Source organism: Rugamonas rivuli, from assembly GCF_009380165.1.
GTDB classification, from domain to species: Bacteria; Pseudomonadota; Gammaproteobacteria; order Burkholderiales; family Burkholderiaceae_D; genus Rugamonas; species Rugamonas rivuli.
In genome coordinates this window covers 617,629-637,939 of sequence record NZ_WHUF01000003.1, presented here as the reverse complement: position 1 = coordinate 637,939, position 20,311 = coordinate 617,629, and the positions used below count along the sequence as shown (strand labels likewise).

Sequence of the window (20,311 nt, the reverse complement as noted above, 5' to 3'; positions counted from 1 at the left end):
CTTTTTGAAAGAAGATCATGAGTAACCTGGACACCATCACCCATTACATCAACGGCGTTAAAGTCGATACGCAAAGCGGCCGCTATGCGGACGTGTTCAATCCCGCGCTGGGCGAACCGGTGGCCAGGGTGGCCCTGGGTACGACGGAAGAAGTTGATGCCGCCGTGCGCGCTGCGGAAAAAGCCTTTCCGTCGTGGTCCGCCACGCCGCCGCTGACGCGGGCCCGCGTTCTGTTCAAGTACCTGCAACTGTGCCAGCAGCACACTGACGAATTCGCGGCCATGCTCACGCGTGAACACGGCAAGACCTTCGCCGATGCGCAAGGCGAAGTGGCGCGCGGTATCGAGATGGTGGAATTCGCGGTCGGCATTCCGCAACTGCTGAAGGGCGAATTCACCGATCAGATTTCGCGTGGTATCGACGCCTGGTCGATGCGCCAGGCGCTCGGTGTGGTGGCCGGCATCACGCCGTTCAACTTCCCGGTGATGGTGCCGATGTGGATGTTCCCGGTGGCGCTGGCATGCGGTAACACCTTTATTCTCAAGCCTTCCGAGCGCGATCCGTCGCCGTCGCTGCTGCATGCGCGGCTGCTGAAAGAAGCCGGTTTGCCGGACGGCGTGTTCAACGTCATCCAGGGCGACAAGGTGACGGTCGATGCGCTGCTCGATCATCCGGTGGTGCAGGCGGTGAGCTTCGTCGGCTCGACGCCGATTGCCGAATACATCTACTCGCGTGGCTGCGCTGCGGGAAAACGCGTGCAGGCACTGGGCGGCGCGAAGAACCACATGGTCGTCATGCCGGATGCGGACATGGAGATGACCGTCGATGCGCTGATGGGCGCTGCGTATGGTTCGGCCGGTGAGCGCTGCATGGCGATCTCCGTGGTGGTGGCGGTCGGCGACGCGGGCGACAAGATCGTCGATGCACTGGCAAAGCGCACCGCCGCACTGAAAGTGCGCGACGGTATGGCGTCGGATGCCGAAATGGGGCCTGTGGTTTCCAGCGCGGCCAAGCAGCGCATAGAGCGCCTGATCGGCGAGGGCGTGGAGCAGGGCGCGAAGCTGGTGGTCGATGGACGCAATCATGTGGTGGCTGGACGCGAGAACGGCTTCTTCATCGGCGGCACTTTGTTCGACCACGTCACGCCGGATATGACGATTTACAAGGAAGAGATTTTCGGCCCCGTGCTGTGCATGCTGCGTTCGCCGGACGTGGGCAGCGCGGTGGAGCTGATCAACCGTAATGAGTACGGCAACGGCGTGGCGATCTACACGCGCGACGGCGGCGTGGCGCGCGAGTTCGTGCGGCAGATCCAGGTCGGCATGGTCGGCGTGAATGTGCCGCTGCCGGTGCCGATGGCCTTCAATAGTTTCGGTGGATGGAAGCGCAGCCTGTTCGGCGACCATCACGCCTATGGTCCCGAAGGCGTGCGTTTCTACACGCGCCACAAGGCGGTGATGCAGCGCTGGCCGAACACCGCAAGCGCTGGCGCAGAATTTGCATTCCCTCAGATGAAGTAAGCGCCGTCATTCCCGCGCAGGCGGGAATCCATAGAACGCATGATCACATGCGAATTATGGATCCCCGCTTTCGCGGGGACGACGGTTTCCAAAGCACTAGCCAGGAAATCGTATGATGATCGAATCTCTCAAATACATGCCCCAGCCGAAGGAAGCCAATGCCACACTGGCTGAACACTTCACCGACCTGGCGCCAGCGCTGAATGCGCGCCAGGCAGCGATTGAAAGTTCGCGCTGCCTGTATTGCTACGATGCGCCGTGCACGCGCATCTGCCCGTCCGATATCGACGTCGCCAGCTTTATCCGCAATATCCACGACGAGAACATCAACGGCGCGGCCGTCGGCATCCTGAAGCAGAACATCCTGGGCGGCAGCTGCTCGCGCGTCTGCCCCACCGAGATCCTGTGCGAGGACGCCTGCGTGCGCAATCACGATGCGGAAGGCCAGCCGGTGAAGATCGGTCTGCTGCAGCGCTACGCCATCGATAACATGACCATCACCGAACATCCGTTCAAGCGCGCCGCATCGACCGGCAAGAAGATCGCCGTGGTGGGCGCAGGCCCCGCAGGCCTGTCGTGCGCGCACCGCCTGGCGATGCTGGGCAACGACGTGGTCATCTTCGAAGCGAAGGAAAAATCCGGCGGCCTGAATGAATACGGCATCGCCAAGTACAAGCTGACCGATAACTTCGCGCAGAAGGAAGTGGACTTCCTGCTGCAAATCGGCGGCATCGAGATCAAGCACGGCCAGACGCTGGGCGGCAACGTGCAGCTGAAAGACCTGCACGCGCAGTACGACGCCGTGTTCCTCGGCCTGGGCCTGGGCGCCAGCAAGCAGCTGGGCCTGACCGGCGAGGACGCTCCCGGCCTGCTGGCCGCCGTCGACTACATCGCCGCGCTGCGCCAGGCCGATGACCTGAGCAAGCTGCCGCTGCCCGCACGCGTCATCGTCATCGGCGCCGGCAATACCGCCATCGACATGGCGGTGCAGATCCAGCGCCTTGGTGCGGAAGAAGTCACGCTGGTGTACCGTCGCGGCTTCGATGCGATGAGCGCCACCGAGCACGAACAACACATCGCGAAGGAAAACCAGGTCCGCATGCGCACCTGGGCCCAGCCGCAGCAAGTGCTGCTGGATGACGCAGGCCGCGTGCGCGGCATGCGATTCGAGAAAACCGCAGTCGTCAACGGCCGCCTTGCCGGCACCGGCGAGACCTTCGAGATCGCGGCCGACGCGATCTTCAAGGCCATCGGCCAGGGCATGGACGAAAAGAGCATCAGTGATCCACTGGCGAAGACGCTGAAACGCGACGGTGACAAAATCCACGTCGACGATCAGTTCCGCACAGTCCTGCCGCGCATCTACGCCGGCGGCGACTGTGTGGCGCCCGGACAGGACCTGACCGTGCAGGCGGTGCAGCACGGGAAACTGGCGGCACACGCCATCCATCAAGACATCAACGGTATGAAGGAGGCTGCATAATGGCTGACCTGAGCATAGAATTCTGCGGCATCAAGTCCATCAACCCGTTCTGGCTGGCCTCCGCGCCGCCGACGGACAAGGCCTACAACGTGGTGCGCGCATTTGAAGCAGGGTGGGGCGGCGTGGTGTGGAAGACGCTGGGCGAAGACCCGGCCGCCGTCAACGTGTCGTCGCGCTATTCCGCGCACTACGGCAAGAACCGCGAAGTCCTCGGCTTCAACAATATCGAGCTGATTACCGACCGCTCGCTGGAAATCAACCTGACCGAAATCACGCAGGTGAAGAAGGATTGGCCGGATCGCGTCATCATCGTCTCGCTGATGCTGCCGTGCGAAGAGAAGCTGTGGGCCGATATCCTGCCGCTGGTGGAAGCCACCGGCGCCGACGGCATCGAGCTTAACTTCGGCTGCCCGCACGGCATGCCGGAGCGCGGCATGGGCGCGGCCGTCGGCCAGGTTCCCGAGTACGTGGAGATGGTCACGCGCTGGTGCAAGACACACTCCAAACTGCCGGTCATCGTCAAGCTCACACCCAACATCACCGACGTGCGGGCACCGGCGCGCGCCGCCAAGGCTGGCGGTGCGGATGCGGTCTCGCTGATTAACACGATCAACTCGATCACCCATCTGGACCTGGATCAGATGGTGGCCTTCCCCATCGTGGGCGGCGCCAGCACGCACGGCGGCTACTGCGGTTCGGCCGTCAAGCCGATCGCGCTGAACATGGTCGCCGAGATCGCGCGCGATCCGCAGACCAAGGGCTTGCCGATCTCCGGCATCGGCGGCATCGGCAACTGGCGCGACGCTGCGGAGTTCATGGCGCTGGGCTCGGGCTGCGTGCAGGTCTGCACCGCCGCCATGCTGCACGGCTTCCGCATCGTCGAAGAGATGAAGGATGGCCTGTCGCGCTGGATGGATGAGAAGGGCTACAAGAGCATCAGCGAATTCGTCGGCAAGGCCGTGCCGAATACGACGGACTGGAAATACCTGAACATGAACTACCAGGTGATCGCGCAGATCAACCAGGACGACTGTATCAAGTGCGGCCGCTGTTACGTGGCGTGCGAGGACACGTCGCACCAGTCTATTGCGCAGCTGATCGATGAGGCCAGCGGCACGCGCACGTATGAGGTCATAAAAGAGGAATGCGTGGGCTGCAACCTGTGTGAAATCACCTGCCCGGTGCAGGGCTGCATCACGATGGTGCCGCAGGATACGGGCAAGCCATACATGAACTGGACCCAAGACCCGCGCAACCCGCGCGCGGAGAACATCAAGGTGACCGAAACAGTATAAACGGTATATAGGTACGGAACTTGCAGCGATAGAAGGAACATCAACCTTTGGAGAAAGCCCCGTGAGCAAAGAACTCTCTGGCAGCACGCAACTCTGGAACGAAGACCTGGCCCCGACATCGGCGGCGCAACGTACTTGGCGTTGGTATCACTTCGCCGCGCTGTGGGTAGGCATGGTGATGTGCATACCGGCCTACACGCTGTCCGCCAGCCTGATTGAAGGCGGCATGTCGGGCTACCAGGCCGTGCTGACGGTGTTCCTCGCGAACGCTATCGTTTTGCTGCCGATGCTGTTGATCGGCCACGCCGGCACCAAGTACGGCATTCCGTATGCGGTGTTGGCGCGTTCCTCGTTCGGTACCGCCGGCGCGCGCCTGCCCGCGCTGATGCGCGCCATCGTCGCCTGCGGCTGGTACGGCATCCAGACCTGGTTCGGCGGCCAGATGATCTACACGCTGCTCGGCGTGCTGCTGGGCGGCGACATCGGCGGCGACAAGATCGCGGGCCTGGGCATCAACGGCGGACAGCTGTTGTGCTTCCTGGCTTTCTGGGGCATTCAGTTCTGGTACATCGTGCACGGCATGGATGCGATCCGCAAGCTGGAAACTTACACCGCGCCGCTGAAAATCCTGATCTGCTTCGTGCTGCTCGGCTGGGTCTACAACAAGGCCGGCGGTTTTGGCGATCTGCTGTCGGCGCCTTCTCAGTTCGTCGTCGGCGGCAAGAAGGCCGGCCAGTTCTGGTCCGTGTTCTGGCCTTCGCTGACGGCGATGGTCGGCTTCTGGGCCACGCTGGCGCTGAATATTCCCGACTTTACCCGCTTCGCCAAATCGCAGCGCGACCAGGTGCTGGGCCAGTCGGTCGGCCTGCCTGTGCCTATGGGCCTGCTGGCGATGATGGCGGTGATCGTCACCTCGGCCACGGTGGTCTTGTACGGCAAGGCGATCTGGGATCCGGTCGACCTGTCCAGCCGCATGACCGGTGCCGCCGTGCTGATCGCGCTGCTGATCCTGTTGATCGATACCGTGTCCGTCAACCTGGCCGCCAATCTGGTCGGCCCGGCCTACGACTTCTCGTCGCTGGCGCCCAAGCACATCTCGTACAAGGTGGGCGGCTACATCACCGCCGGCATCGCGATCCTGATGATGCCCTGGAAGATACTGGAGTCCACGCAGGGCTATATCTTCACCTGGCTGATCGGCTACTCGGCCCTGTTGGGCCCCATCGCCGGCATCCTGATCGTCGACTACTACCTGATCCGCAAGACCGAGCTGAATGTCGGCGAGCTGTATCGCGAAGACGGCCAGTACTCGTATGGCAATGGCTGGAACATGGCGGCGCTGGTAGCATTTGTGATCGGCGTGCTGCCGAATATTCCCGGCTTCCTCAACGCCGCGTTCCCGGCTTCCTTCCCCGATGTGGCGGCCGAATTTAAAACGATCTACACCTATGCATGGTTTGTCGGAATCGCTATTTCGGCGCTGGTGTATGGGGTTATGATGAAGGGTAAAGCGATGCCCGCAGTGCGCGCCGCCCACCCCTAAAAGAAGATTCAGGAGACATCCATGACAACTATTATTCGCGGCGGCACCGTCGTCAACGCCGACCGCGCTTTTCGTGCCGATGTGCTGTGCTACGGCGATAAGATCGTCGCCGTGGGCGACAACCTGGATGCGCCGGCGTCGGCCAAGGTGATCGATGCCAGCGGCCAGTATGTGATGCCGGGCGGGATAGATCCGCACACGCATATGAACCTGCCCTTCATGGGCACCGTCACGCAGGACGACTTCTACACCGGCACGGCGGCAGGCCTGGCCGGCGGCACCACCACCATCATCGACTTTGTCATCCCGGCGCCGAAGCAGAACCTGATCGAGGCCTACCACCAGTGGCGCGGCTGGGCGCAAAAGGCGGCCGGCGACTACTCCTTCCACGTGGCGATCACGTGGTGGGACGAGACGGTGCATCGCGACATGGGCATCCTGGTGCGCGACCATGGCGTCAACAGCTTCAAGCACTTCATGGCGTACAAGAACGCCATCATGGCCGACGACGAGACGCTGGTGAAGAGCTTCCGCCGTTCGCTGGAACTGGGCGCGATTCCGACCGTGCACGCGGAGAACGGCGAGCTGGTTTATCAGCTGCAGCAGGATCTGCTGAAGAAGGGCATGACCGGGCCGAGCGCGCATCCGCTGTCGCGCCCACCGGCAGTGGAGGCGGAAGCGGCCAACCGCGCCATCGCGATTGCCAATGTGCTCAACACACCGGTGTACATCGTGCACGTCTCCTGCGCCGAGTCGCTGGACGCCATCACCCGCGCGCGCGCCAACGGGCAGCGCGTGTATGGCGAAGCGCTGGCCGGCCACCTGGTCATCGACGAAAGCGTGTACCAGAGCGACGACCTGGAATTCGCGGCGGGCCACGTGATGAGTCCTCCGTTCCGCAGCAAGCATCACCAGGCCGCGTTGTGGCACGGTCTGCAAGGCGGCAACCTGCACACCACCGCAACCGACCACTGCACCTTCTGCGCCGAGCAGAAAGCCGCCGGCAAGGACGACTTCACCAAGATCCCGAACGGCTGCGGCGGCGTGGAAGACCGCATGTCCGTGATCTGGGACGCCGGCGTCAACAGCGGCCTGCTGACGCCATCCGAATTCGTCAAGGTGACGTCGACCAACGCCGCGCAGATTTTCAATATGTATCCGCGCAAGGGCGTGATCGCCGTTGGCGCCGATGCCGATATCGTCGTCTGGGATCCGGAAGGCAGCCGCACCATTTCGTCGCTGACGCAGTTTGCCAAGGGCGGGTTCAATGTATTCGAAGGCCGCACCGTGCGCGGCATCCCGAGCACCACGCTCGCCGCCGGCAACGTCGTGTTCCATCGCGGCGTGCTGATGGCGGTGGAGGGCGCTGGCCGCCACATCGACCGTCCGTCGTTCAAGCCGACGTCGGCGCGCTAATTTAGAAGGAGTACTGCAATGAGCGACATGCGCATTAACGGCGACCGCCTGTGGGCGGCACTGATGGAACTGGCGCAAATCGGCGCCACACCCAAGGGCGGCGTCAAGCGCCTGGCCCTGACGGACCTGGACAAGCAGGGCCGCGACCTGGTGGTCGGTTGGGGCAGGGAGGCCGGCATGTCTGTGACGGTCGACCAGATCGGCAATGTCTTCATGCGGCGCGATGGCACAAACAACGCGCTGCCGCCCGTGATGACCGGCAGCCATATCGACACCCAGCCCACCGGCGGTAAATTCGACGGCAACTACGGCGTGCTGGCAGGCCTGGAAGTCGTGCGCACGCTGAACGATTTGAAGATCAAGACCGAAGCGCCGATTGAAGTCGCCTTCTGGACCAATGAAGAAGGCTCGCGCTTCGTGCCGGTGATGATGGGCTCCGGCGTGTTCTGCGGCGCCTTCAGCCTGGAGACGGCCTACGCCGCAAAGGACACCGAGGGCAAGACCGTCGGCGAAGAACTGGCGCGCATCGGCTACAAGGGCGACCAGGTACCGGGCGATCATCCCATCGGCGCCTATTTTGAAACGCACATCGAGCAGGGTCCGGTGCTGGAAGACGCCGACAAGGTGATCGGCGTGGTGCCGGCCGTGATGGGGCTCTCGTGGTACGACTGCGTGGTCAGCGGCATGGAGGCCCACGCGGGGCCTACGCCCATGGGTCTGCGCAAGGATGCGCTGCAGGTGTCGACCAAAATCATGCAGGAGGTGGTCGCCATCGCCAACCGTTATCCGCCGTACGGCCGCGGCACGGTGGGCATGGTGCAGGTGTTCCCCAACAGCCGCAACGTGATACCGGGCGAAGTCAAATTCAGCATCGACCTGCGCAACGTGAACGATGAGCTGCTCAACACCATGCACGAAGAGATGCTGGCCTTTATCGACAAGACCCGCAGCGAAACCGGCTTGAAGATATCGATCGAGCGCGTGTCCTACTATCCGCCATGCCCCTTCCATCCCGAATGCGTGGACGCGGTCCGCAACGCCACTGCCAAGCTGGGATATTCGACCATGGACGTGGTCTCCGGTGCCGGCCACGATGCGATCTACGCGGCGCGGCTTGCGCCGGCGGGCATGATCTTCGTGCCTTGCAAGGATGGCATCAGCCACAATGAAATCGAGGACGCCAAGTCCGAACACCTGGAGGCGGGTTGCAACGTGCTGTTGCACGCGATGCTGGAGCGTGCGCGTATTGTTTGACCGTCACCCGGCCGGGGAGCATACTCACTTGTGGCAGGCTATCAACCCACAGAATGGATCAGGCTTCCCCGGCTTTCAACATGCAAGAACCACCCCAATCGCTCGCAGCCGCGCTGGAGACAGCCTGCCTGACCGCCACGCTGGAAAGCATCTCCGATGCAGTCCTGATGCTGGACCACAGCTGGAAAATCCGCTACATGAACGGCAACGCTGAACGGCTGCTTCAGGTACAGCGTTCCGAGGTGATGGGCAAGAATGTATGGACGGTGTTCCCCGAGGCGGTGGACGGTCCCTACTACCGCGCCTATCACCAGGCGGTGGAAACCAACAGTGCAGTCGCTTTCGAGGAGCATTACGCGCCGCTCAACCTATGGACCGAGATCCGCGCCTATCCGTCGGCGGAAGGCGTGACGATCTACTTCCGCGACATCAGCGAGCGCAAGGCCATCGAGGCCCAGATCCACAACATGGCTTTCTACGACAAGCTGACCGGCTTGCCGAACCGCCAGCTGCTGCTGGACCGCGCCGGGGATGCGCTGTCGCAGGGCCGGTTGGGCGCCATGCTGTTCATCGACCTGGATAACTTCAAGAACATCAACGACACGCGTGGCCACGACAAGGGCGACATCCTGTTGCAGATGGTCGGCGACCGTTTGAACGCGGCGGTGCGCAGCTGCGATACGGTGGCGCGCTTCGGCGGCGATGAGTTCATCGTGCTGCTGGAGGATCTGGGGCCGACCGAGGAAGCTGTCGCCAAGGCGGCGCAGGAGGTCGCGGCCAAGATCATCCATGCCTTCGTCGCACCGTTTGTCATTGAAGGCGTGGACCAGTACAGCACGCCGAGCATAGGCGTCACGCTGTTCAACGGTTCCTGCGGCACCGTGGACGAGGTGTTGAAGCGCGCGGACCTGGCCATGTACCAGGCCAAGGCGGCAGGCCGCAACAATGTCTCCTTCTTCGATCCGGCGATGCAGGCCCGCGTCAGTGCGCGCGCCGCGCTGGAGGCGGACATGCGCCGCGCGCTGGTCAACGACGAATTCGTTCTCTACTATCAGCCGCTGATGAACATGGATGGAACCATGGCGGGCACGGAGGCGCTGGTGCGCTGGAAGCATCCGCAGCGTGGATTGGTGTCGCCCGCCGAGTTCATTCCGGTGGCAGAGGATTCGAACCTGATCCTGCCGCTGGGACGGTGGGTGATGCACGAGGCCTGCCGCCAACTGGCGCAGTGGGCCAACGACAAGCGCACCGCGAAGCTGGCCATGGCGGTCAACGTCAGCGCCCAGCAGTTCCATCGTCCCGACTTCGTGGAGCAAGTCCTTGAAGTGCTGGCCGCAACCGGCGCCCGCGCCGACAAGCTGCGGCTTGAAATGACGGAGAGCCTGCTGTTAAAGGATATCGAAGGCACAGTGGAAAAGATGCAGCGGCTGCGGGCCGCAGGCATTACCTTCGCGCTGGACGATTTCGGCACCGGCTACTCGTCGCTCTCGTATCTGCACCGGCTGCCGCTGGATCAGTTGAAGATAGACCGCTCCTTCATCTGGGCCGCCGTCAAGGAAGACAGCGGTGCAGCCATCGTCCGCATCATCGTCGCGCTGGGAAAGGCGCTGAACATGTCGGTGGTGGCCGAAGGCGTGGAGACGCTGGAGCAGCTCAACTTCGTCATAGCCGAAGGCTGCCAGAGCTACCAGGGCTATTTGTTCAGCAAGCCGCTGCCGGAGCCGGAACTGCTGACACTCATCGCAGGCTTGTAGATGCTGGAGTCCACTTACGGTGCGGAGCGCGCCAATCTCGGATATCTGAAAGAACAGCAGGGGGCGTACGCGGAGGCGGAGTTCCACTATCGCCTGGCGATAGCGTCGATGCCGGACCACCCGCAGCTGCACCAGAACCTCGGCGTGGTGCTGCTGAAGATGAAGCGCTTCGGCGAATCGGAGGCGGCCACGCGCGCGGCGCTGGAGCTGGCGCCTGAGTCGCCGTCCGCATGGAGCCAGCTGGGCGTGCTGCTCGCCTGCGTGAAGCGTGAGCAGGAAGCGGAGCAGTGCTATCGCCATGCGCTGGCGCTGGACCCGGAACATGCGCGGGCGCGCTTCAATCTGGCCTACGTGCTGCTGCGCCAAGGGCGCTTTGCGGAGGGCTGGCCGTTGCTGGAGGCCCGCTGGGAGTTCGACGCGTTCGTGCATACCTTCACCTGTCCGCGCTGGAACGGCGAGCCGCTGCACGGCAAGTCGATAGTGGTCACGCTGGAGGCGGGGCAGGGCGACATGATCCACTTCTGCCGCTATGCTGCGCAACTGAAGAAGCGCGGTGCGCTGCGTGTCGCCGTGATCTGCCATGCGGCCTTGAAGCGCTTGTTCGCAACGCTGGAAGGCGTGGATGCGGTCTATGCGCCGGATGAGGCGATACCTGCCGATGGCTGGGATTACTGGACGCACCCGATGCGCCTGCCTTTGCTGTTGGGCGGCGGCGCCGGCCCGGCCACGTCGATTCCCTACCTCGCAGCGGAGCTGGATCTGGTGCGTCATTGGGCCGGCCGGTTGCCGTCGCAGGGATTGCGCGTCGGCCTGGCGTGGAAGGGCAACCCGCATTTCGAGAACGACGCGGATCGCTCGCTGCCATCGCTGCAAACGCTGGCGCCGTTGGCCACCGTGCCCGCGCATTTCGTCAGCCTGCAAAAAGGCCCCGGCGAGGACGAGGCGATGGCTCCTCCTGGCGGCATGCAGCTGTACGCAGCCGGCCCACAGCTGGGCGACTTCGCCGACACCGCCGCCGTCATCGCCAATCTCGATCTGGTGATCAGCGTCGATACGGCTGTGGCGCATCTGGCCGGCACCATGGGCAAACCTTGCTGGCTGCTGTTGCCCGACTATCGCTGCGACTGGCGCTGGATGAGTGAACGCGTCGATACGCCATGGTATCCGTCGATGCGCCTGTTCCGTCAATCCAGCGCAGGCGATTGGAGGCCGGTAATCGATGCTGTCGCGCGCGAATTGGCCCTGTTGCATCGCCCAATTGAAAGATGTTGACTCGTTCCGCGCTCTCTGTTCAACTAGGTAACTCGAAAAGAAACATCGCCTTGACCTGACTCTCTGAGAGGTGACAAGATGAATGGGGACATTTCACGCCGCAGTTTTTTGAAGGCCAGCGTGGTCGCTGGTGTTTCTGTCTACATCGCGCCCCTGGGCGGCAAGGCGTTCGCCGCACTGTTCGAGGAAAAAATCCTCACTCCGGTCGCCTGGGACGGCAAGGCTGGATTGGCCAGGTTTCGTATCGATGGCCTGTCCAAAGTAACCGGCGCCAAGGTATTCGCCCGCGACATCCGCGCTCGCGACATGCCGCACTGGCCGCAACAACAAGCCCACGCCCTGATGCTGCGCGCCACCCGCACCGACGTGCTGTTTGACGGTATCGACCTGTCGCTGCTGGGCGCGGACCTGAAACCGGACCGCGTCGTGACGGCGGAAGACCTGGTGCGCGACGGCGTCGCCTTCCCCGGTTTCTATGGCGCCGACATGCTGCTGCCGGCCGGGAGGCAGGCGGCCTACCTGGGGCACGCGGTGGCGGTCCTGATCTTCAACGACTTCGCCCGCTTCCGCGCGGCCAAGGATGCGCTGCAGTTCAAGGAAGGCGTGGTGCGCTACGGCGCCGCTGCACCGCCGATGGAGCGCGACCCGTGGGGCACCTTCCGCTTTGTGCGCGTGGGCGGCGCCACGTCGGCCGACATGGACGTTTTCTCCAGCCTGAAAAACGCGCCGGTGTTCCCCAGCGCGATGCGCAAGCAGCAGCCGGTCTGGCCGGACGGCATAGAGCACGGCAAGCTGGGCGAGCAGGGGATGTACTACGCCAACCAGATCAAGGGCGAACTGGATAGCCCGCCGGCCGACTGGCTGGTGCTGGAGCGCGACTACAACACGCAGTCGGTGGACACGGCGGCGATGGAGCCGGACAACGCCAACTGCTGGTACAACGCCGCCGAGCAAACGCTGCACATGGTGGTGCCGACGCAGTCGCCGCAAGAGGTCATCGACAGCGCCATCGAAATGCTCAAGAAGAGCAAGTTCCCGCTCAAGAAGCTGTTCCTGCATCCGTGCTACACGGTGGGCTACGGCTCCAAGGACCACTACAATTTTCCGTTCTATGGCCTGATGACGGCGCTGTACGCCAATGGCAATCCGGTGCGGCTGGCCAACGACCGCTACGAGCAGTTCCAGTCGTCGATCAAGCGCCATGCGTTCAAGATGAAGTACCGCATCGCGGTCGACCGCAAGAGCGCGATGCTGCAATCGTTCCAGGGATATTTTGAGGCCAACGGCGGCGGGCGCTGTAACTTCTCGCCGTCGGTGGCGATGGTTGCGGCGACGGCCGCGCAGTCGATTTACTATTTTCCGAAGAACGATTTCGCGGCCGTGGCCATCGCCTCGCGCGCCATCGACGCCGGTTCGGCGCGCGGCTACGGCACCTTGCAGAGCATGGCCGCAACGGAAATGATGATGGATGAATTCGCGGAAAAACTGGGACTGGACGCCATCGATTTCAGACTGAAGAACGCGCTGCGCTCGGGGATGAAAAATACCCAGGGCGCGATTCCGGCAGGTGCGGTGCGGGTCGACGAGGTTCTGCAAAAAGCCAAGGTGCATCCGCTGTGGACAGGCCGCGCCGGCGCCAAGCGCGCGTTTGAAGCGGCGCATCCCGGCCATCGCTACGGCGTGGGATTCGCCTGCGTGCAGAAGGACTTCGGCACCGGCGCCGAGAGCTCCTTCGCCAAGGTGCAGATCAACGCCGACGGCGCGATCGAGCTGTCGCACAGCGGCACCGAGATCGGCACCGGCATGTCGACGTCGCAGGCGGTGGCTTGCGCCAAGTGGCTGGGCAAGCCGGCCGGCACAGTGCGCACCGCTGTCACCGAATGGGACGACCTGCCGGTGGTCAGCAGCGGAGATCCCTACATCATGAGCCAGGCCGACCAGGACAAGCTGTCGGCCAATCCGCGCTGGTCGCCGACCTACAGTTCTCCCGCCAGCGCCACCAACTCCGCCTACTACTTCACGCACAGCACGCGGGAAGCGGCGCGCGTGGTCTTCATGCACGGCCTGTGGCCTGCCGCGATGGCCATCTGGAGCGAGGGCTATGCGGGCGGCCAGGCGGCGTCGCTGGTGATACGGGTGGAGGACGCGCGCTGGGGCGACGGCAAGCTGTCCGCCGGCGGTTTGCAGGCGCTGTCCTGCGAGCAGCTGGCGCGCAAGGCGCACGAGCTGGGACTGGTGACTGGCGCTACGGTGCATGTGTTCAACCGCTGGCAGTGGAGCGAGGCGGAGTTCGACGTCAACGGCGCCGGCGTACGGCTGCCGATAGATGGCCTGTCGCTGCGCTATGGCGACGGCGCGGACCAGGGCAGGAAGGCCAGCATGAGTTCTTCCGGCGGCTACCATGTGCTGAACCGCAAGCGTGTCTACATCCCGCCGGTGCAGCGCAATAACGCCACCGTCACCTACTACAGCGCGGTGGGCACGCTGGTCGAGTTGTCGGTGCATGAGGCCAGCGGCAAGGTCGAGCTGCTCAGCCATCATTCCATCATGGAGTGCGGCAGCATGCTGTCGCCGCAGCTGGTATCGAGCCAGTTGCAGGGCGGGCTGGCGATGGGCATAGGCCACGCGCTGCACGAGTACCTGCCGCTGTACGAGGATGGTCCGGGCAACGGCACCTGGAACTTCAACCGCTACCAGCTGCCGCGCGCACGAGACGTCGCGGTGTGGAAGCAGACGGCGGAGATCCTGCCGCCGTTGACGGAGACCGATCCGCCCAAAGGCATCGCGGAGGTGGTGATGATTCCCGTGGTGGGCGCCATCGTCAATGGCATCGCGCACGCCATCGGCCACCGCTTCAGCGACTTGCCGGTTACGCCGGAACAGATACAGGAGGTGCTGGCATGAGCATCGCGACCAAACCAATCACGCTGACCGTCAACGGCAAGAAGGCCGGCCCGATGGAGGTGCCGGAAGGCGTGATGATGATCGACTTCCTGCACGAATACCTGGACCTGACCGGCTCCCGCCTGGGCTGCGGACAGGGCGTGTGCCATGCCTGCGTGGTGATACTGGATAAAGCCGACGGCACCAGCGAGGAAGTCCGCTCCTGTATCACCGGTGCGCATTTCTTCGACGGTAAAAAAGTGCGCACGGTGGAAGGGCACGCCAAGTTGAACGACAAGGGCGAAGTGGTGGCGCTGTCGCCGGTGCAGCAGAAGTTCCTCGAACATTTCAGCTTCCAGTGTGGCTACTGCACGCCGGGCTTCGTGAACGCGGCCACGGTGCTGCTGGAGCGCCTGAAGCGCACACCCGTTAGCCGCGACCAGATTGATGAGACGATCATGGAAAGCCTGAATGCCCACATCTGCCGATGTACCGGTTATGTGCGCTACTTCGAAGCGGTCAAGGATGTCGTGTTGAACACGCCCGGACTGGTGAAGGAGGGGAAATGATGAGCCGCCATCTTGCTCTTCTCGCCGCAGCGCTGGTAGCGGCGACACATTCGGTCGCCGCCGAGAATGACGTGGTCAGTCGCGGGCGCTATCTGGTCAAGGCGGCCGATTGCGCCGCCTGTCACACTTCGGCCACCGGTGCGCCGTTTGCCGGCGGAGTGGAACTGAAATCGGACTTCGGGACTTTTTACGGCACCAACATCACGCCGGACAAGGAGCACGGCATCGGCAAATGGAGCGCCGACGAGTTCTATGCGGCCTTGCGCGACGGTGTGGCGCCGGACCGTCATCTGTATCCGGCCATGCCCTACACGTCCTACCGTTCGATGAGCCGCGCCGACAGCGACGCCATCTTCGCTTATCTCATGCAGATCAAGCCTGCTGCGGTGCCAAGCAAGGCGGCCGATCTCAAGTTCCCGTACAACATGCGCTTCGGTATGCGCTTCTGGAACATGCTGTTCTTGAAGGACGCGCTGCCCGACGCCTCGGCCGGCCAGTCGCCGGCCTATCTGCGCGGCCGCTACATGGTCAACACGATGGGGCATTGTGCGGAATGCCATACGCCGCGCGGCGCGCTGGGGCAGATGGATGGGGCCAAACCCTTGGGCGGCAGCGCGATGGCGCGCATCGCCGCGCCGGATATCTCGCCGCCCGGCCTGTCTGCCTCGGGATGGACGGCCGCCGACCTGGCGTCGTTCCTGGGCACCGGCGTTGCGCCGCAAGGCTCGGCGTACGGCGAGATGTTCGCAGTGGTCCACCTGAGCACCCAGCATCTGACGCCGGGCGACATGTGGGCGATGACCACCTATCTGCTGGGCGACAAGCCCCTGCCTCCGCAACCTTTGAAGCCTGCACCGGCTGGCGCGGATGCGTCCATCGACGCGGGCCGCCGTACCTATATCGCCGTCTGCGCCGGTTGCCATGGAGTCGATGGCGGCGGCAAGCCGCATGTCGCGGTTGCGATGAAGGGCAATACCACGGTGCGCAGCGCCGATCCGCGCAATCTGATCGAGGTCACGCTGGACGGCATCGAGGCCCAGCGCTTTGGTAAGAAGGAAAGCATGCAGGCCATGCCGGGCTTCGCGGCCAAGTTGAGCGACAAGGAAATCGCCGGCTTGTCCAATTTCCTGCGCGTGAGCTGGGGTGGACAGGCCGGCACGGTCAGCGAATCCCAGGTGAAGGAATTGCGGACGCCTTGATCACTTGGATTGTCAGGCGTAGCTGCGCAAGAAATCCAGCAGCACATGCGCGGCGATGTCGGCATCGTCCGCCGTCATCGTCTCCAGAGGGTTGTGGCTGATGCCGCCGTTGCCGCAGCGGGTGAACAGCATGGCCACGTCGGTGATCGCGGCCATCGCCATCGCATCGTGGCCGGCGCCGGAGAGCAGGTCGAAGCGCGGCAGGCCGGCGCGCTCGATGGCGGCGCCGAACTGCTGCATCAGGCGCGGTGCGCATGGCGCGGCCGCAGCATCGACGATCTGCTGCATGCTCACTTCCACCTGACGCCGCGCGCAGATCGCCGTGATGCCGTCCAATACATCCTTCACCGCGGCGAGCCGCACGGCGTCGTCGGCGGCGCGGATGTCCAGCGACAGCTTGCATGCGCCGGGGATCACATTGACCGAACCGCCCGGCACCTGCAACTGGCCGACCGTGCCGACCAGCGACGCGCCTTGCGCGCAGCGCCGCTCGACCAGCAGCACGATCTCCGCCGCCGCTGCCGCCGCGTCCTTGCGCATGTTCATCGGCGTGGTGCCTGCATGGCTGGCCAGGCCGGTCAGCTCGACCAGGTAGCGCGAGCTGCCGGCGATCGCCGTCACCACGCCCAGCGCCAGGTCGTGCTCCAGCAGCACCGGGCCTTGTTCGATATGGACTTCTACGAAACCGAGCAGTTGCGCCGGATCGCGCGCGATGGCGGGGATGCGCGTGACGTCGTGGCCGGCGGCCAGCAGCGCGCCGCGCATGGTGATGCCGTCGGCGTCGGTCTGGTCCAGCAGCGACAGGTCGAAGCGGCCCGTCACCGCGTTACTGCCCAGGAAGGTGCTCTTGAAGCGCACGCCTTCCTCTTCGGCGAAACCGACGATCTCGAAGTGGAAGGGCAGCTTCTCGCCGCGCTGGTGCAGGTAGCGCACGATGGCGATGGGCAGCAGGATGCCGAGGCGGCCGTCGTACTTGCCGCCGTTGCGCACGGTGTCGTAGTGGGAGCCGGTCATCAGCGTCTTCGCGCCCGGCGCGTCGGAGCAGTAGACGCCGACGACGTTGCCTACGTCATCGATGCGGGTGTCCATGCCGGCTTCGCGCATCCAGTCCATCAGCTGCGCGGCGGTCTTGCGGTGCGCGGGCGTCATGTAGGCGCAGGTCAGATCGAAGTCCGCATTGGCGCTGTTGTCGGTGTCGCTCCATGCGCCTATGGTTTCGCACCACTGCATGATGGTGGGGCCGAAGTCCAGCGTTATGCCCAGAAGGTCGTTCAGGCGCAGCTCGGCGATGCGCTTAATCTGGCGCAGGCACTCTGCGATTTCGTCGGCGCGCTGGTTCTTCAGCCGGCGTGTGAAGGTGGCGATGATGGCGCGGCGCGTCAGCCCTTGTCCATCCGGGCCTTTGACGGCGAGGATGAAGGGGAAGCCGAATTTGTCGTTGTAGTCCGCGTTCAGCTTGTGCAGCGTGGCGAATTCCTCGGCACTGCACAGGTGCAGGCCGGACTTGGCTTGCTCATTGGTGGATTCCGCCGTCAGCTGGCCGGAGACGGCTGCCTTGCCCGCCAGCTCAGGATGGGCGCGGATCAGGCCCAGTTGCTCGTCCGGCGACGCGGCGCTGACCACGGCCTGCAAGGCCAGCTTGAGCGCGGTGGCGTTGGCAAAGGGGCGCTGGGCCGCTGCCCGTTCCGGTATCCACGGCGAGTGCTCGTAGATGCCGCGCAGGCGGTCGGTGAAGGTGGCGGCGTCGCAGCCGTTTAATTCGGATAGTGTCGTCATAGCCTAGTGTAATCGCAACTGAGCCGCCCAGTTATATGCGGTATCCGCTAAGGTTTATAAGGTTTGCTATTTGCCGAGCGCCTTGGCCGCAGTGGAGACCTGCTCGCGCAGCCATTTGTGTTCTGGCGCCTGGTGCACGCGCTCGTGCCACAGCTGGTAGAAGCGCATCGACGGGAACTTGACCGGCACCGTGTAGGTCTTCAGCGGCATATTGCGCTCGTAGTAGCGCACGAACTGGCGGCCGGTGGTCAGCACCAGGTCGGTCTGCGTCAGCATGTAGGGGATCAGGCCGAAGTAGGCCGATTCCACCGCCACGTTGCGCTGCAGGCCATGGCGCTCCAGGAAGTCGTCGATGACGCCGTGGTAGCCGGGCAGGATCTGCGTCGGCGCCACGTGGGGCAGGGACAGGTAGTCGGCCAGCGTCATGTCCTCGCTGCCGGTGCGCAGCGCGTAGGGGCAGTCGGAGCGCATCACGCAGATGATCGGGTCTTCGAACAGCTTGGACATGTGCAGGTGCTCGGGCGGCTCGTCCCAGTTGGCGATGACCAGGTCCATGTCGCCGTCCGACAGCAGGCGCACGTAGTCCACGCCCGGTCCCAGGCTGTGGATCTTCACGCGGCTGTTGGGCGAACCACGGCGCAGCAGCGCCACAAGGTTGGGCAGGAACTGGCTGTCCAGGTAGTCCGGCGCGGCGATGTGGAAGGTGCGCGCTTCTTCCTGCGGCACGAAGGGCGTCTTCTTCAGGAACAGGTTCTCGGTTTCGTCGAGGATGCGCTTGGCCGGTATCAGCAGGCTTTCGCCGTGCTGGGTCGGCACCATGCCGCGCGCGCCGCGCACCAGCAGCGGATCGCCCGTCAGCTCGCGCAGCTTGCGCAGCGAGGCGGAGATGGAGGGCTGCGGCTGATTCAGTTTGAGGGCGACGCGTGAGACGTTCTTCTCAACCAGCAGCAGGTAGAGGATGCGGATCAAATGCAGATCCAGGTGTTGCGGCAGGGCGGCCATGAGAGGATTTCTGTTATACGGGATTGGATATGTTTAATATACTCTAATGTTCATGTGGTCGGCGTCAAATCCGTTTATCTTCTGTAAATTAGCCACACTCTTTACCCTGAAAGCACCCATGGACTTTTTCGCCTATCTGATCCCGTATGGCCTTGAGTGGCTGAACCTGATCGTGCGCTGGCTGCATATCATCACCGGCATCGCCTGGATCGGCGCTTCGTTCTACTTCGTCTGGCTGGATAATTCGATCCGCCCGCCCGCACCCGGCTCGGAGCTGGCGAAGAAGGGCGTGTCCGGCGAACTGTGGGCCGTGCACGGCGGCGGTTTCTACAACCCGCAAAAATACCTGGTGGCGCCGGCCGAGCTGCCGAAGGATCTGCACTGGTTTAAGTGGGAGGCATATTCCACCTGGCTGTCCGGCATCGCGCTGCTGACCATCGCCTACTACTTCAACGCGCAGGCGATGATGATCGATAAGTCGGTGGCCGATATCGGCAGCTGGCAGGCGATCGGCATCGGCGTCGGCACGCTGGTCGTCGGCTGGACCGTGTACGACCTGCTGTGCCGCTCGCCGCTGGGCCAGCGCGACCTGTGGTTCGGCGTGGTGGTGTTCGCGCTGATCGTCGGCGCCGCGTATGGCCTGACGCATGTGCTGAGCGGCCGCGCCGCCTACATCCACGTCGGTGCGCTGATCGGCACCATCATGGTCGGCAATGTGCTGATGCTGATTATCCCCGGCCAGCGCAAGATGGTGGAGGCCATGTCGGCCGGTCGCTTGCCTGACCCGATCCACGGCCAGAAGGCCAAGCAGCGCAGCGTCCACAATAACTACTTCACGCTGCCGGTGCTGTTCATCATGATCAGCAACCACTATGCGATGACCTACCGGAACGACCATGCGTGGCTGGTGCTGGCCTTCATCATGGCAGCCGGCGTCTTCATCCGCCACTTCTTCAACCTGCGCCACAAAGGGCGCGTCGAGTGGCGTTATCCGGCCATCGGCGTCGCGCTGCTGATCGGCGTGGCCGTGGCGATTGCGCCACCGCGTCCTGTGGCATCGGCCGCCGCTGCCGATCCGGCGGCGCAATTCGCCAAGGTGAAAACCGTCATCGACCAGCGCTGCGTGGCCTGCCACTCGGCGCATCCGACGCAACCCGGCTTTGCCACGGCGCCCGCCGGCGTGATGCTCGACAGCGCGGAGCAGGTGCATCAGAACGCGGAAAAAATCTACAAGCAATCGGTGCAGCTGAAAGCCATGCCGCTTGCGAACCTGACCAATATGACCGATGCAGAACGGGCGCAGATCGCGGCCTGGTTCGAATCCGGCGCCAAGTGAAAGAACAAC

At 63.7% G+C, this 20,311-nt stretch carries 14 protein-coding genes; 12 read left to right on the top strand and 2 right to left on the bottom strand.

Annotated elements, in window-relative coordinates:
* Positions 1-17: 17 nt before the first annotated feature.
* The 11 genes from GEV01_RS13200 (at position 18) to GEV01_RS13150 (ending at position 16,188) form a co-directional block, all read left to right on the top strand.
* Positions 18-1,520 carry a CoA-acylating methylmalonate-semialdehyde dehydrogenase gene (locus tag GEV01_RS13200; protein ID WP_152804944.1) on the top strand — a complete coding sequence of 501 codons (1,503 nt, stop codon included), beginning with the start codon at positions 18-20 and terminating at the stop codon, positions 1,518-1,520.
* 112 nt (positions 1,521-1,632) lie between these two features.
* On the top strand, positions 1,633-3,003 hold the full coding sequence (locus GEV01_RS13195) for an NAD(P)-dependent oxidoreductase (protein ID WP_152804942.1): 1,371 nt from the start codon (positions 1,633-1,635) through the stop codon (positions 3,001-3,003).
* Complete coding sequence (preA, locus tag GEV01_RS13190) at positions 3,003-4,298, top strand: NAD-dependent dihydropyrimidine dehydrogenase subunit PreA (protein WP_152804940.1); 1,296 nt, start codon at positions 3,003-3,005, stop codon at positions 4,296-4,298. Before GEV01_RS13195 ends, preA begins: the two co-directional genes overlap by 1 nt.
* Before the next feature lie 61 nt (positions 4,299-4,359).
* A complete protein-coding gene (locus tag GEV01_RS13185) occupies positions 4,360-5,841 on the top strand; it encodes an NCS1 family nucleobase:cation symporter-1 (protein WP_328595510.1) in 1,482 nt (493 codons plus the stop codon).
* A gap of 21 nt (positions 5,842-5,862) precedes the next feature.
* A complete protein-coding gene (gene hydA, locus GEV01_RS13180; protein ID WP_152804938.1) occupies positions 5,863-7,257 on the top strand; it encodes a dihydropyrimidinase in 1,395 nt (464 codons plus the stop codon).
* A gap of 18 nt (positions 7,258-7,275) precedes the next feature.
* Positions 7,276-8,511: a Zn-dependent hydrolase gene (locus GEV01_RS13175; RefSeq protein WP_152804936.1), complete on the top strand. Its 1,236-nt coding sequence runs from the start codon at positions 7,276-7,278 to the stop codon at positions 8,509-8,511.
* An 80-nt stretch (positions 8,512-8,591) separates the two neighbouring features.
* Positions 8,592-10,265, top strand: coding sequence for a putative bifunctional diguanylate cyclase/phosphodiesterase (locus GEV01_RS13170; RefSeq protein ID WP_152804934.1), 1,674 nt, complete (start codon positions 8,592-8,594; stop codon positions 10,263-10,265).
* Positions 10,266-11,537: a tetratricopeptide repeat protein gene (locus GEV01_RS13165; protein ID WP_152804932.1), complete on the top strand. Its 1,272-nt coding sequence runs from the start codon at positions 10,266-10,268 to the stop codon at positions 11,535-11,537.
* 78 nt (positions 11,538-11,615) lie between these two features.
* Complete coding sequence (locus GEV01_RS13160; protein WP_152804930.1) at positions 11,616-14,441, top strand: xanthine dehydrogenase family protein molybdopterin-binding subunit; 2,826 nt, start codon at positions 11,616-11,618, stop codon at positions 14,439-14,441.
* On the top strand, positions 14,438-14,989 hold the full coding sequence (locus tag GEV01_RS13155) for a (2Fe-2S)-binding protein (protein ID WP_152804928.1): 552 nt from the start codon (positions 14,438-14,440) through the stop codon (positions 14,987-14,989). Before GEV01_RS13160 ends, GEV01_RS13155 begins: the two co-directional genes overlap by 4 nt.
* Positions 14,986-16,188, top strand: a complete 1,203-nt coding sequence (locus GEV01_RS13150; protein WP_152804926.1) for a c-type cytochrome — start codon at positions 14,986-14,988, stop codon at positions 16,186-16,188. The genes GEV01_RS13155 and GEV01_RS13150 overlap by 4 nt, the downstream gene beginning before the upstream one ends.
* A 12-nt stretch (positions 16,189-16,200) precedes the next feature.
* Here GEV01_RS13150 and GEV01_RS13145 read toward each other — a convergent pair whose 3' ends face one another.
* A complete protein-coding gene (locus GEV01_RS13145) occupies positions 16,201-17,964 on the bottom strand; it encodes an allantoate amidohydrolase (RefSeq protein ID WP_152804924.1) in 1,764 nt (587 codons plus the stop codon).
* A gap of 66 nt (positions 17,965-18,030) precedes the next feature.
* Positions 18,031-18,966 (bottom strand): LysR substrate-binding domain-containing protein, encoded by a 936-nt coding sequence (locus tag GEV01_RS13140; protein ID WP_152804922.1) that lies wholly within the window; start codon positions 18,964-18,966, stop codon positions 18,031-18,033.
* A 118-nt stretch (positions 18,967-19,084) separates the two neighbouring features.
* Between GEV01_RS13140 and GEV01_RS13135 the strand changes: the two genes are divergently transcribed.
* Positions 19,085-20,302 (top strand): urate hydroxylase PuuD, encoded by a 1,218-nt coding sequence (locus GEV01_RS13135; RefSeq protein ID WP_152804920.1) that lies wholly within the window; start codon positions 19,085-19,087, stop codon positions 20,300-20,302.
* Positions 20,303-20,311: the final 9 nt, after the last annotated feature.

Bases quoted from the DNA above. Each gene is read 5' to 3' on its own strand.
- GEV01_RS13195 (WP_152804942.1), top strand. From the start codon at position 1,633: ATGATGATCGAATCTCTCAAATACATGCCCCAGCCGAAGGAAGCCAAT.
- GEV01_RS13155 (WP_152804928.1), top strand. From the start codon at position 14,438: ATGAGCATCGCGACCAAACCAATCACGCTGACCGTCAACGGCAAGAAG.
- GEV01_RS13140 (WP_152804922.1), bottom strand. From the start codon at position 18,966: ATGGCCGCCCTGCCGCAACACCTGGATCTGCATTTGATCCGCATCCTC.
- GEV01_RS13165 (WP_152804932.1), top strand. From the start codon at position 10,266: ATGCTGGAGTCCACTTACGGTGCGGAGCGCGCCAATCTCGGATATCTG.
- GEV01_RS13160 (WP_152804930.1), top strand. From the start codon at position 11,616: ATGAATGGGGACATTTCACGCCGCAGTTTTTTGAAGGCCAGCGTGGTC.
- hydA (WP_152804938.1), top strand. From the start codon at position 5,863: ATGACAACTATTATTCGCGGCGGCACCGTCGTCAACGCCGACCGCGCT.
- GEV01_RS13200 (WP_152804944.1), top strand. From the start codon at position 18: ATGAGTAACCTGGACACCATCACCCATTACATCAACGGCGTTAAAGTC.
- GEV01_RS13145 (WP_152804924.1), bottom strand. From the start codon at position 17,964: ATGACGACACTATCCGAATTAAACGGCTGCGACGCCGCCACCTTCACC.
- GEV01_RS13150 (WP_152804926.1), top strand. From the start codon at position 14,986: ATGATGAGCCGCCATCTTGCTCTTCTCGCCGCAGCGCTGGTAGCGGCG.
- GEV01_RS13135 (WP_152804920.1), top strand. From the start codon at position 19,085: ATGGACTTTTTCGCCTATCTGATCCCGTATGGCCTTGAGTGGCTGAAC.
- GEV01_RS13170 (WP_152804934.1), top strand. From the start codon at position 8,592: ATGCAAGAACCACCCCAATCGCTCGCAGCCGCGCTGGAGACAGCCTGC.
- GEV01_RS13175 (WP_152804936.1), top strand. From the start codon at position 7,276: ATGAGCGACATGCGCATTAACGGCGACCGCCTGTGGGCGGCACTGATG.
- preA (WP_152804940.1), top strand. From the start codon at position 3,003: ATGGCTGACCTGAGCATAGAATTCTGCGGCATCAAGTCCATCAACCCG.